The following is a 12,638-nucleotide window of genomic DNA, read 5'->3' on the forward strand; positions in this document are numbered from 1 at the left end:
TATAGAAGAATCAAAGTCCAGTGGCGATGGCGGAGAGGTCACACCTGTTCCCATTCCGAACACAGTAGTTAAGCTCTCCAGCGCCGATGGTAGTTGGGGTCCTTCCCCTGCGAGAGTAGGACGCTGCTGGGCGTAAAAGATTTATATATAGTTGTGGATTAATCACAACAATATCGCGGGGTGGAGCAGTCTGGTAGCTCGTCGGGCTCATAACCCGAAGGTCGCAAGTTCAAATCTTGCCCCCGCAACCAAAGGTCCGGTAGTTCAGCTGGTTAGAATGCCTGCCTGTCACGCAGGAGGTCGCGGGTTCGAGTCCCGTCCGGACCGCCATTACTAAAGAATTAAACTACATAACATATACACCATTAAACCTTAGGATGCCCCTAAGGTTTTTATAATGGTTCCATATCATTCATCTTTTGGAAAATGGACTTTTTCTGCTATTATGAAATGTAAACAAGTGTTCTTATAAGGAGAAATGAAAGATGGATGAGTTCTCGTTTATAGATTCTATAACTCAAAAATATTATCGTCAGTCATCTTTAATAAAAGGGATTGGGGATGATGCAGCGGTTGTTCGACCTGTGAATGGTTTTGATATGATAACAGCATCAGATACAATGGTAGAAGGCATACATTTTCGCTTAACAACAATGAATCCTTACCATATTGGATATCGAATATTAGGGGCTAATTTAAGTGATTTGGCTGCCATGGGATGTGATCCGGCTTATTATATGGTCTCGATTGTAATTCCAAAGAATTGGTCACAGAAACAGTTGGAAGAAGTCTATTCAGGCATGCATGATCATGCCCGGCAGTATCAAATGGATTTAATTGGTGGAGATACCGTTTCAGGTAATGAACTAGTGATTACCGTTACGGTTTACGGTTATGTCCCTAAAAACCGTTCAAGATATAGAAGTTACGCCTATGAAGGGGATTATATATTTGTTACAGGGCACCTTGGTGATTCAGCCTATGGGTTACATTTGTTGTTGGAGCAAAAAAAAGCTGAAAATCGTGACTATTTTATTCGAAGACACCAAATGCCAAATCCGAGAGTTCATTTTGCACAGGAGTTACAATCATTAAAACGTTTATGTTTAAATGATGTTAGTGATGGAATTGCCAGTGAGGCAAATGAAATAGCGCAGGCATCAAGAATAAGTCTTGAGTTGAATTATTCTGCTTTTCCTATACGACCAGAAATTAAACAATATTCACTGGAAGACCAAAAAAAGTGGGTCCTTTCAGGTGGAGAAGATTTTGAGTTACTAGGTACCGTAGCAAAAGAAGATTGGGTAAAGGTACAAGCGGCAGCTGATAAGACAAATACAAAGGTAACCAACATTGGCGTTGTTAAGGAATCAAGGAATAATCCCCAAGTTTTATTAATTCAATCAAATGGACAAAAAGAAAAGCTAAAGCGATCAGGGTATGTCCATTTGTGAACAGACTAGGTGATGAGAAATGAATCCATATGAATTTTTTTCAAAAAGTGCTGATGAGACAAAAGCGTTTGCGGCTCGTTTAGCAAAAGAATTACGACCTGGTGATGTGATTACCTTAGAGGGCAATCTTGGAGCAGGAAAAACAACATTTACAAAAGGTCTTGCAAAGGGATTAAATATTAAACGGACTGTTAATAGTCCAACTTTTACGATTATAAAGGAATATGAGGGAACCTACCCTTTATATCATATTGATGCTTACCGTTTAGAAGATTACGAAGAGGATTTAGGTTTTGATGAGTATTTTGACGGGGATGGTATAACGGTTGTGGAGTGGGCCGAATTTATTGAAGAGGAAATGCCTGATGATCGGTTGAATATACAAATTTCGTATGCAGATAATGATGGAAGATTAGTGGCATTATATCCTGCTGGAGAAAGATATGAAAAACTTTGTAGGGAGCTAATGGAATGAAGGTACTAGCGATTGATACATCGAATCAAGTAATGAGTGTAGCCATAATGGACAATCAGAGACTAATTGCTGAAATTACTACAAATGTGAAGCGCAATCATTCTGTACGGCTTATGCCCGCTATTCATCAAGCGATGGAAGAAGCGAAGATGAAACCAGCAGAACTTGACCAAATTGTTGTAGCACATGGTCCAGGTTCCTTCACAGGAGTAAGAATTGGTGTAACAACGGCCAAAACAATGGCTTATAGTTTACATATCCCTATTATTGCTGTATCAAGTTTGGAAATGGCAGCATTTAATGGTCTTTATTTTGACGGAAAAATATGTTCATTTTTTGATGCCAGAAGAGGGCGCGTTTATGCAGGCTTGTATAAAAGGGAAAACAAGGCACTAACATCTGTAAAGGATGAAGAAAATGTTCTATTTACGGAATGGCTGGAGGATTTAAAAAATCAGGATGAAAAAGTTCTCTTTATCAGTAATGACTTGGAAACCCATAAAGAGAAAATTAAGGAGATTTTAGGTGAACAAGCGGAATTTCCGCCAGCCTTTTTAGCAGTACCAAGAGCGTCGGCTTTAGCTCAGATTGCTCAAACAAAATCGGAAACAGAGATTCATACTTTAACACCAAATTATTTAAGACTGGCTGAGGCTGAGGCAAAATGGTTAGAAAAAAATCAGGAGCAGAGAAAAAATGGGTGATGTCTCAATAAGACCGATGGGAATACAGGATCTTAATCGTGTGATGGAGATTGAGAAAAGAACCTTTATCACTCCATGGGATGAGGGTTCTTTTCGAAGTGAATTGCAGCAAAATAAATTTGCGCACTATTATGTGATTGAAGATCATGAGGTGCCTTTTGGCTATTGTGGTTTGTGGATCGTGTATGAAGCTGCGCAAATTACAAATATTGCGATTTTACCTGAGTATAGAGGGAATAAATATGGCCAACAGCTCTTTTCGTATGTCTTAAATGAAGCAAGAGCGCTAAATGCGCAGGAATTATCGTTAGAGGTACGTGTCTCCAATCTTCCTGCCCAAAAAATGTATCAAAAATTTGGTATGGTCCCTGTAGGTATACGGAAAAATTATTATATCGATAATCATGAAGATGCAATTGTAATGTGGGTGAAATTATGAATATAAATGAACAACAATTAATTCTTGCCATTGAAACGAGCTGTGATGAGACGGCAATGGCTGTTATAAAAAATGGCCGGGAAATACTTTCTAATGTAGTGGCTTCTCAAATTGAAAGTCATAAAAGATTTGGAGGCGTAGTACCTGAAATTGCGTCACGTCACCATATTGAACAAATTACAGTCGTTTTAGAAGAGACATTAAAGCAGGCGAATATAACGATGGAGGACGTGGATGCGATTGCAGTAACAGAAGGACCAGGCCTTGTAGGGGCTTTATTAATTGGTGTTTCAGCAGCAAAAGCATTGGCATTTGCTCATCAAAAACCATTAATAGGTATCCATCATATTGCTGGTCATATTTATGCAAATAGACTGATTAAAGAATTTGAATTTCCATTATTATCACTAGTAGTTTCAGGTGGTCATACTGAGCTAATTTTGATGAATGAGCATGGACAGTTTGATGTCATCGGAGAAACCCGTGATGATGCTGCAGGTGAGGCGTATGATAAAGTAGCTAAAACACTAAAATTACCCTATCCTGGGGGTCCGCAAATTGATCGACTGGCACAGGATGGAGAAGAGGTTTTCCAGTTTACAAGGGCATTAATAAATGAGGATACCTATGACTTCAGCTTTAGTGGTTTAAAAACTGCCGTGATGAATACCCTTCACAATGCAGAGCAAAGAGAAGAAGAGATTTCACCAGAGGATATGGCGGCAAGCTTTCAAGCAAGTGTAGTTGATGTATTGGTTACGAAAACCTATCGTGCTGTGAAAGAATTTGGAGTCAAACAGTTAATGGTGGCTGGTGGTGTGGCAGCAAATCAAGGCTTACGCCGTGCGTTAGATAAAAAATTTGCCGAGGAAGATGTTGAAGTCTTAATACCACCTCTTCATTTATGTACAGATAACGCGGCCATGATTGGAGCAGCAGCCAGTATTGCCTATGAAGAAGGTCATCGTGCTGAGCTTGATTTGAATGCTAATCCTTCCTTACGTTTAGAAAAATATATGAAACGTTCTGTTAGGAAGAGTTAAAAATGTAATCTTAATAAAAGAACCGATTCCAGAAGTTAGATGACTCATTGGAATCGGTTTTGATTTATACACAAGCTAGAACAACCTTTGTGAATAAATTCGACAAAAATTGATAATATCAGTCATGAATATGTGGATGAAAATTGTGGATAAACAGGTGGAAAGTTGTGGATATTGTGGGTAACTTAGCTGATTAGTCCCATTTTAACGCATGCTATGTGTATAACTCTGTGTATAACTGTTGATAACTTCAACTAAGAAAAAGGAGCTGAACCTAATCTGTTCAGCTCCTATATATCCGCTAATTGCTCTTGAAGATTTGTCCATTCCTCTAATAATTGATCGAGTTTAACAGCCAGTTGTTCATTTTCATTCGTTAATTCCTGTAATTTTTCATGGTCATTCAGGAATTCTGGCTGCACCATATTTTGCTCATTTCCCTCTATCGTTTCTTCTATTGTCTGAATCTGGTTCTCTATCTCTTCCACACGTCGTTCCAGTTTTCTTATTTCCCGTTTTTCCGCTTTAGTTTGGTAGAATTGACTTTTCTCTTCTGGTGGATTTACTTGGTTATCCTGTGTGGCATTCAGCTCTTCCAGTTCTTTTTCTTCTTGTTTTTTCGATAAATAATAATCATAATCTCCTAAATAAAGGTTCGTTCCCTCCTTTGACATTTCTACAATTTTGGTCGCAATCCGATTAATAAAATAGCGGTCATGAGAGACAAATAAAATAGTTCCAGGAAAATCAATTAAGGCTGATTCAAGGACCTCCTTACTATCCAAATCCAAATGGTTGGTGGGCTCGTCCATGATTAAAAAGTTTGCCTTTTGCAGCATTAATTTAGCCAGAACAAGTCGTGCTTTTTCACCGCCACTAAGGGAAGGAATGGTTTTTAATACATCATCTCCGGAAAATAAAAAATTCCCTAAAACCGTTCGAATTTCCTTTTCAGGCTTTAACGGATATTCATCCCATAGTTCATTCAGTACTGTTTTGTTGCTGGAAAGATTGGTTTGCTCCTGATCATAATAGCCGATTTGAACATTTGTCCCGTAATCAATATGTCCCTGATAGGGAGCGAGTTGTCCCACAATTGTTTTTAGTAAGGTTGATTTTCCTATTCCATTAGGACCGACTAATCCAATACGGTCCTCACGATGTATACTAAGGTTCACATTTTGAAAAATGTTCGCTTGCTGAGACTGATAGCGGAAGGATAGGTTCTCTAGTTTTAAAACATCATTACCGCTTTGACGTTCAATATCAAAGGAAAACTTGGCTGATTGATTATCAAGCTTAGGCTTGTCCATAACCTCCATTTTTTCCAGCCTTTTTCGTCTGCTTTGAGCCCGTTTAGTTGTGGAAGCCCTTACGATATTTTTTTGGATAAATTCCTCTAACTTTTTCACTTCAGCCTGTTGCTTTTCGTATTGCTTTAGATTTCGCTCATAATCCTGAGCTTTTTGCACAAGGTAGTCACTGTAGTTTCCGGTATATTTTTTTGAGGTCTGGAAGGAAACTTCGTAGACCACAGTCACTGTTTTATCTAAGAAGTACCGATCGTGGGAAACAATTACGACTGCACCATGGTAGTTTTGTAAATACTGTTCCAGCCAATTGAGCGTTTCGATGTCCAGGTGGTTAGTGGGCTCATCCAGTATAAGAATATCTGGTTTGGCCAAGAGCAGCTTCCCAAGAGCAAGTCTCGTTTTTTGCCCACCGCTAAGCTCATTAATAGAGGCATTCACGTTAGAAAACTTTAGTCCATTTAAAACGGCTTTAATATCTGCTTCGTATTCAAAACCGCCAAGTCGTCTGAATTCCTCCTGCTTGACATCATAATCTTTCAAAAGCTCTTCATAAGCGGAATGGTCTTCCATAAGATTAGGATCAGCCATTTTTTCTTCCAGCTGGCGAAGCTCCTTTTCTCTTTTTTTAAGCTCGGAAAAGACCTGCTCCATTTCCTCCCAAATGGTTAAGGAAGATTCTAGTCCTGTATTTTGTGCTAGATAGCCAATGGTCGTATCTCTGGGTCGAATCATTTCACCATTATCGTAGGAATACTCTCCTGACATAATCTTTAGTAATGTGGACTTGCCTGCTCCGTTTCTTCCTACAATCGCAATCCGATCTTGACTATGTACTTCTAATTTAATATTCGATAAAATAAGGTCAGCGCCAAAATATTTTTCTATATTATTTAATTGCATTAAAATCATTTTTTTCACCTCATCGTGGTTAAGTGTATCTTATCTTAAAGCAGGATAGCAAGCTAAAATAGAGACGCTCATTGTGTCTATCTTTTATTATCGTATAAGTAGGGGGATTAGTATGTCGAATCACGATCATCATAAAATACCACAAGCAACTGCGAAAAGGCTTCCACTTTATTATCGTTTTATTAATAACCTTTACAATCAGGGCAAAGCCAGGGTTTCATCTAAGGAATTAAGTGAAGCTGTAAAAGTCGATTCAGCAACTATTCGTCGCGATTTCTCTTATTTTGGAGCTTTGGGGAAAAAGGGATATGGCTACAATGTAAATTATTTACTGACCTTTTTTAGGGAGGCATTAGAACAGGACAATTATACAAAAGTAGCATTAATAGGAGTAGGAAACCTGGGAACGGCTTTTTTAAATTATAATTTTACGAAAAATAATAATACCAAGATAGAAATGGCATTTGATTCCAATCCTGAAAAAGTAGGGACAAAGGTTGGGGGTGTCCCAGTCTATCATATTGATGAGATGGAGAAAAGGATAGGTACTGATATTAATATTGCGATTTTAACTGTGCCGGCACAATCTGCACAACCTATTGCAGGGAGAGTTGTGGAATGTGGAGTGGAGGGCATCTTAAACTTTACCCCTGCTCGTATTACCGTACCACCCCAAATACGTATTCATCATATTGATTTATCCATTGAATTGCAATCATTAGCCTATTTCTTAAAGCATTATCCATTGGAAGAGGAAGAAGAACTAGTGGATGATCATCGTTCATGAACATAAAGCCCCTTGTTTTAAGTTAACAAGGGGTTGGCTTTACTTCTTGTTGTTTTTAGAATTCTTTATCTTCATATGCAGGTTTATTAAACGTACGGCAACGGCAAAATCAAAGGTTGCCACAACAGCCAGAATAATTGTGGTGAAGTTCCAAAGTGTTTCCTCTACACTCTGGGCCGCAATATACGTAAACAATATCCCCATAAATAAATATAGGGTAGACATAAATAATGGTGATGCTCTCATAAAAATTTAGCCTCCGATTAGAATAGTCTGGAGCTCTTCCAGTCGTTCTTGATATCTTTGTAAATCTTCTTCCGTAATGACATAGTTAATAATGAAAACAAAGGAGTTAATGGAGATATGCGTGAAAATAGGGACTAAAATGGTTCTGGTTTTGACATAAAGAAAAGCAAAAACCATTCCTACTGCTGTATAAATTAACAAGTGCTCGGGCTCTCCATGTAGTATACCGAAAATCAGTGCAGAAATAATCGCCGCAATAAAAAAATTATATTTTTGATAAATCGATCCAAAAATAATTTTTCTAAAGATAACTTCTTCTAAAATAGGTGCTAATATAGCGGTTACGAGTAGAAATAATGGGAAGGTTTTAGCGATTTCGACTAAGTCCGCTGTATTATTGGAACCTGGCTCAATCCCTACTGCCATCTCCATGTATGCGGCCAAATAGTTAGCGAATAAAACAAAGAAAAACCCGCCAATGACCCATAATATAATTTGTCCTGTGTGCAAGGAGCGCTGATTACGAGCTTCCTGCATATCAGTTTTTAATAATAGCAGAACAATAAGGATCATGATAGGGAAGATGATAATCGACCATATTCCTGGGACATTATCTTCAGGAACGCCTAAAGAAAATAATAAAGGTCCCCCTATAATCCCTGATAATTGTCCAATAGCATAAGTTAAAATAACATACCAGTATCTTCTAGGCAATTAAGACGACTCCTTCTTCGTATATTTCTTCAAAGATTCTCTATAAAAAAGAATATATTTTCGAAGGTTTAAACATATTCTTTTTAATGGACAATATAAAGTTGATCTTGTACAAAAGGACCATATATTATCCTAATTTATTTAATGATTGTACTTTACCTATTATAAACGAAAAATTCTTAAGAAAAAAATCATTTCATTTACTTGCAAAGTAATACGAAATTCATTATTATAATAATTGGAATTAGCACTCACCAAAAAAGAGTGCTAATAAAGTAAAATAACAGAATTTGAGGAGGGTATCCATTATGTTAAAGCCACTAGGTGATCGTGTTGTCATTGAAGTTGTAGAACAAGAAGAAACAACTTCAAGTGGAATTGTACTTCCAGATTCGGCAAAAGAAAAACCACAAGAAGGAAAAGTAGTAGCGGTTGGTTCCGGACATGTAACAGATAATGGTGAACGTGTTTCACTTGAGGTTGCAGAAGGAAACCATGTAGTCTATTCAAAATATGCAGGCACAGAAGTGAAATATGAAGGTCAGGAATACTTAATTCTTCGTGAAAGTGATATCTTAGCTGTTATCGGCTAACACTTTTGAGGAACGCTTGAAATATCATAAACTTTTATTACTATAAGGAGGGCATATTTTCATGGCTAAAGAGATTAAATTTAGTGAAGAAGCTCGTCGCGCAATGCTTCGCGGAGTTGACTCATTAGCAAATGCTGTAAAAGTTACGCTTGGACCAAAAGGACGTAACGTAGTTTTAGATAAAAAATACGGATCTCCACTTATTACAAACGATGGTGTAACCATTGCTAAAGAAATTGAACTTGAAGATCATTTTGAAAACATGGGTGCACAGTTGGTATCTGAGGTTGCATCTAAAACAAATGATGTAGCTGGTGACGGTACGACAACTGCAACTGTACTTGCACAAGCAATGATTCAAGAGGGACTAAAAAACGTAGCTTCTGGTGCAAACCCTGTAGGTGTACGCCGCGGTATTGAACAAGCGGTTGAAGTAGCTACAGAAGAACTACGAAAAGTTTCCAACCCAATCGAAGGAAGAGATTCTATTTCTCAGGTAGCTTCTATTTCTTCTGGTGATGATAAAGTAGGTCAATTAATTGCTGAAGCGATGGAACGTGTAGGTAATGACGGAGTTATCACTGTTGAGGAATCCAAAGGCTTCAATACTGAGCTTGAAGTTGTAGAAGGTATGCAATTTGACCGCGGATATGCATCTCCATACATGGTGTCCGACCAGGATAAGATGGTTGCTGAACTAGAAGATCCATATATTTTAATTACAGATAAGAAGATTTCTAATATTCAAGAGGTACTTCCTGTACTAGAGCAAGTTGTACAACAAAGCAAGCCAATCCTTATCATTGCTGAAGATGTTGAAGGAGAAGCTCTTGCTACATTAGTTGTTAACAAGCTTCGTGGTACATTCAACGCTGTAGCGGTTAAAGCTCCAGGCTTTGGTGATCGTCGTAAGGCAATGTTAGAAGATATTGCAACCCTAACTGGCGGTCAAGTAATCACAGAAGATATTGGCTTCGATCTTAAGAGTGCTTCTATTGAACACTTAGGTCGCGCTTCTAAGATCGTTGTAACGAAAGAAGATACAACCATTGTTGAAGGTGCAGGTAACGCAGACGATATCTCTGCTCGCGTTAACCAAATCCGTGCCCAATTAGAAGAAACAACTTCTGAATTTGATAAAGAAAAACTACAAGAGCGCCTAGCTAAATTAGGCGGTGGTGTAGCTGTTGTTAAAGTTGGAGCGGCTACTGAAACAGAATTGAAAGAGCGTAAACTACGTATTGAAGATGCCTTGAACTCTACTCGTGCTGCAGTAGAAGAAGGTATTGTATCTGGTGGTGGAACAGCTCTTGTTAACATTTACAACAAAGTAGCTAACCTTGAACTTACTGGTGACGAAGCAACGGGTGCAAGCATCTTGCTACGTGCACTAGAAGAGCCAGTACGTCAAATTGCTCACAACGCTGGTCTTGAAGGCTCCGTTGTTGTAGAGCGCTTGAAGAATGAAGAAGTAGGCATTGGCTTTAACGCTGCTAATGGTGAGTGGGTAAACATGATTGAACAAGGTATCGTTGACCCTACAAAAGTTACCCGTTCAGCACTACAAAACGCAGCATCTGTAGCGGCTATGTTCCTAACTACAGAAGCTGTTGTCGCTGACCTTCCTGAAGAGAACGATGGCGGCGCTGGTGCTGCACCTGACATGGGTGGCATGGGCGGAATGGGCGGCATGATGTAATATAGGTTACAGAACCTTGTTATATCAACGTTCATAACCGTTAAAACTAATTTTGGTGTCCGAAAAAGTGACCGATATTAGTTATTAAAATTATAGAGGGGTTTCCATTGAATTAGGTTCGTTGGAAACCTCTTTATTTTTAATTTGGGTCTCAATGATAAAAATCAAATATTTAATTTTTTTGTTATGGTTATCATATTCAGTTTTAAGGTAAAGTCCATCTTTAAAAATAAACACAATTATGCCTAGTGTAATAACATAAGGTATTAAATTAAAAATATCACTTATATTTGATATCCAATCTGTAATCGGAATTAAAATAGCTAGTGATGCAACAAATAAAGATAAAAAGCCTAAAGAGTTATTCATTTCCTTAGTTTGACATGATAAGAATGTTTGTAGTTTTTCCAACTGTCCTCTTGAAAGCTCTTCAATTATATCGTAACAAAGGCGGTTTAATTTCCAAAGGATTGGGTGTTACCGTTATAGGTGGTTTAACAAGTTCCACATTGTTGACTCTTGTTATTGTACCAATCGTATATGAAGTGTTTGCTAAATTCAGTAAAAAAAATAAATCATAAAACGAGAGAAGCTAGGCTCCTATTGTAAGGGAGCCTAGTTTTTTATTTTAAACATAGAGAAAATGATCGAAGTGGTGATGTAGTCGTTAAACGCCTGGTCAGTGCTGCTAACCAAATGAATCATAGAGATGAGGTTATCTTCCCTGAACTTAAACAAGTTTTAAACAAGTTTTTAAAGACGTAAAATGGAAAGGAGCACTCGCTGCCCTTCGTTTATTCCCCACACCAAAGGAATAACGTTCGATGGAAGTTCAAGATATCGGTTGGCAATGATAGGCACATGATGCATATAAACTACACCTAGAACAATTCTTGAGGAATTTGATCTCGCCACAACTCAACGGGAAATGGTTGATAAGGAAGTATTTGGTATACTTGAAAGTATTCCTTTCAATTAGTTGATTTTGTTTGTCTTGCATTTTAAACTTCATATAAGCCTCCTTAGAATTTGAGTTATAGAGTGGTGTCTGTACCCTTATCTTATTGAGGGTTCTATTTTTTCAAAGCTCAAATGAACGTACTACAGGAATGCTAATATGGCAGGGTTTCTGTAAAGTCCGAAACGCTATTTTATTAGTTCGCAGTAGTGTTGAAAAGGGGCTCTGCTAACACAAAGTAAGATAAAATGAATACGGGAGTGAAGGAGTGATGAAATGTTAGTCGGTCATATCAAAGAAATGGTTCGCCATCCTGTAAAATCATTTCGTGGGGAAAGTGTACAACAAACTAAAATAATGGAATATGGTTTATATGGAGACCGTAGTCATGCTTATTTAGATGATACAAAAAAAGGAAATTTCTTAACCATAACACAATTCCCAGAAATGGTTCGATATAAAGCGGGATTTGTAGGAGAAGAATCAATGGAAGAATATCCTAAGGTGAAAGTAATGACACCCGAGGGTAAGGTTTTTGATTGGAGAGATCAAGAACTAATAAAAGAAATCGAAAACAAATCGAACCGAAAAATCTCTACTATCGAATATTCCCCTACACATGTACCTATAGGGCCAATTGCAGTAGAAAACATTCTGCTTGCAACAGATGCTTCATTAGATAAGTTGAAAGAACTATGGGGAAAAGACCAAGTTGATTCGAGACGTTTTCGTCCTAATTTATTTATTTCATTAAAGGATAAAGTCCCCTTTATTGAGGAAGAATGGATTGGCCGACGTTTTAAAATAGGAACGGAAGTAGAAATGGAATTTGTAGGACATTGTAAAAGGTGTATGATTATTACTGTTAATCCCGAAAATGCCGAACGAGATTCGAGTTTACATAAAACGGTTATAAAAGAAAGAAACAATAATTTTGGCGTTTATGCTTCTGTGATAAAAAAAGGTGACATTAAAGTAGATGATGAAGTTCATCTTCTTGATTGAATTTTTGAAGGCCAGGAAGTGTATGGGGAAGGGAAGAGCAAATTTTAGAAGTTTTCAAGGCCCCCGAACAATCGGTTTTGTCTTAAACGTTGAAAAAGATAATAATAATGTAAAGCAGTACTAAAGTAAACAACATTTAACGAGGATTCTTACCATGCCGAATATCATGTAAACTGGAACGGGGTTAGGACTTGCTAATTTCAAAGTTAGCGTTGCATGGTGTATCGAATACAGAAGATGGAGTGCAGTTTTTTTCTATTTAAACAAAAAAGGATAGACATGTATTAAGAAATTTTTCA

Annotated in this window: 14 protein-coding genes, 2 tRNA genes and 1 rRNA gene; 13 read left to right on the forward strand and 4 right to left on the reverse strand. The window is 37.7% G+C overall.

Going from position 1 to position 12,638, the window contains the following annotated elements:
* Positions 1 to 16: 16 nt before the first annotated feature.
* From rrf to tsaD, 8 genes are all read left to right on the forward strand, one after another.
* Positions 17 to 132: ribosomal RNA gene (rrf, locus tag BMX63_RS16380) — 5S ribosomal RNA — on the forward strand.
* A gap of 42 nt (positions 133 to 174) precedes the next feature.
* Positions 175 to 251 (forward strand) — tRNA-Met (locus BMX63_RS16385).
* A gap of 2 nt (positions 252 to 253) precedes the next feature.
* A tRNA-Asp gene (locus tag BMX63_RS16390) sits at positions 254 to 330 on the forward strand.
* A 155-nt stretch (positions 331 to 485) separates the two neighbouring features.
* Complete coding sequence (gene thiL, locus BMX63_RS16395; RefSeq protein ID WP_093137520.1) at positions 486 to 1,454, forward strand: thiamine-phosphate kinase; 969 nt, start codon at positions 486 to 488, stop codon at positions 1,452 to 1,454.
* 19 nt (positions 1,455 to 1,473) lie between these two features.
* Entirely contained in the window at positions 1,474 to 1,929 is a 456-nt protein-coding gene (tsaE, locus tag BMX63_RS16400) for a tRNA (adenosine(37)-N6)-threonylcarbamoyltransferase complex ATPase subunit type 1 TsaE (RefSeq protein WP_093137522.1), read from the forward strand.
* On the forward strand, positions 1,926 to 2,633 hold the full coding sequence (tsaB, locus tag BMX63_RS16405) for a tRNA (adenosine(37)-N6)-threonylcarbamoyltransferase complex dimerization subunit type 1 TsaB (RefSeq protein ID WP_093137524.1): 708 nt from the start codon (positions 1,926 to 1,928) through the stop codon (positions 2,631 to 2,633). The genes tsaE and tsaB overlap by 4 nt, the downstream gene beginning before the upstream one ends.
* The gene (rimI, locus tag BMX63_RS16410) at positions 2,626 to 3,072 is read left to right on the forward strand and encodes a ribosomal protein S18-alanine N-acetyltransferase (RefSeq protein ID WP_093137525.1); all 447 of its coding nucleotides are present in this window, start codon (positions 2,626 to 2,628) and stop codon (positions 3,070 to 3,072) included. The genes tsaB and rimI overlap by 8 nt, the downstream gene beginning before the upstream one ends.
* A complete protein-coding gene (tsaD, locus tag BMX63_RS16415; RefSeq protein ID WP_425441506.1) occupies positions 3,069 to 4,115 on the forward strand; it encodes a tRNA (adenosine(37)-N6)-threonylcarbamoyltransferase complex transferase subunit TsaD in 1,047 nt (348 codons plus the stop codon). The genes rimI and tsaD overlap by 4 nt, the downstream gene beginning before the upstream one ends.
* A 290-nt stretch (positions 4,116 to 4,405) precedes the next feature.
* Here the strand turns inward: tsaD and BMX63_RS16420 are convergent, their stop codons facing one another.
* Complete coding sequence (locus tag BMX63_RS16420; protein ID WP_093137529.1) at positions 4,406 to 6,337, reverse strand: ABC-F family ATP-binding cassette domain-containing protein; 1,932 nt, start codon at positions 6,335 to 6,337, stop codon at positions 4,406 to 4,408.
* Between the two features lie 112 nt (positions 6,338 to 6,449).
* Here BMX63_RS16420 and BMX63_RS16425 point away from each other — a divergent pair, with 112 nt between their 5' ends.
* The gene (locus BMX63_RS16425) at positions 6,450 to 7,124 is read left to right on the forward strand and encodes a redox-sensing transcriptional repressor Rex (protein ID WP_093137531.1); all 675 of its coding nucleotides are present in this window, start codon (positions 6,450 to 6,452) and stop codon (positions 7,122 to 7,124) included.
* A gap of 39 nt (positions 7,125 to 7,163) precedes the next feature.
* On the opposite strand, the gene BMX63_RS16430 is transcribed toward BMX63_RS16425, so the two are convergent.
* Positions 7,164 to 7,370, reverse strand: coding sequence for a YdiK family protein (locus tag BMX63_RS16430; protein ID WP_093137533.1), 207 nt, complete (start codon positions 7,368 to 7,370; stop codon positions 7,164 to 7,166).
* 6 nt (positions 7,371 to 7,376) lie between these two features.
* Positions 7,377 to 8,084 (reverse strand): CPBP family intramembrane glutamic endopeptidase, encoded by a 708-nt coding sequence (locus tag BMX63_RS16435; RefSeq protein ID WP_093137535.1) that lies wholly within the window; start codon positions 8,082 to 8,084, stop codon positions 7,377 to 7,379.
* A gap of 308 nt (positions 8,085 to 8,392) precedes the next feature.
* On the opposite strand from BMX63_RS16435, the gene groES reads away from it, so the two are divergent.
* Complete coding sequence (gene groES, locus BMX63_RS16440) at positions 8,393 to 8,677, forward strand: co-chaperone GroES (RefSeq protein WP_093137537.1); 285 nt, start codon at positions 8,393 to 8,395, stop codon at positions 8,675 to 8,677.
* Positions 8,678 to 8,738: 61 nt separating this feature from the next.
* Entirely contained in the window at positions 8,739 to 10,376 is a 1,638-nt protein-coding gene (groL, locus tag BMX63_RS16445) for a chaperonin GroEL (RefSeq protein ID WP_093137539.1), read from the forward strand.
* Between the two features lie 90 nt (positions 10,377 to 10,466).
* Here the strand turns inward: groL and BMX63_RS16450 are convergent, their stop codons facing one another.
* Entirely contained in the window at positions 10,467 to 10,787 is a 321-nt protein-coding gene (locus tag BMX63_RS16450) for a hypothetical protein (RefSeq protein ID WP_093137541.1), read from the reverse strand.
* On the opposite strand from BMX63_RS16450, the gene BMX63_RS16455 reads away from it, so the two are divergent.
* Positions 10,769 to 10,957 (forward strand): efflux RND transporter permease subunit, encoded by a 189-nt coding sequence (locus tag BMX63_RS16455; RefSeq protein ID WP_093137543.1) that lies wholly within the window; start codon positions 10,769 to 10,771, stop codon positions 10,955 to 10,957. The two genes, BMX63_RS16450 and BMX63_RS16455, sit on opposite strands and share 19 nt — an antisense overlap.
* Before the next feature lie 653 nt (positions 10,958 to 11,610).
* A complete protein-coding gene (locus BMX63_RS16460; RefSeq protein ID WP_093137544.1) occupies positions 11,611 to 12,339 on the forward strand; it encodes an MOSC domain-containing protein in 729 nt (242 codons plus the stop codon).
* Positions 12,340 to 12,638 lie beyond the last annotated feature (299 nt).

Source organism: Salinibacillus kushneri (genome assembly GCF_900111405.1).
GTDB lineage: Bacteria > Bacillota > Bacilli > Bacillales > Alkalibacillaceae > Salinibacillus > Salinibacillus kushneri.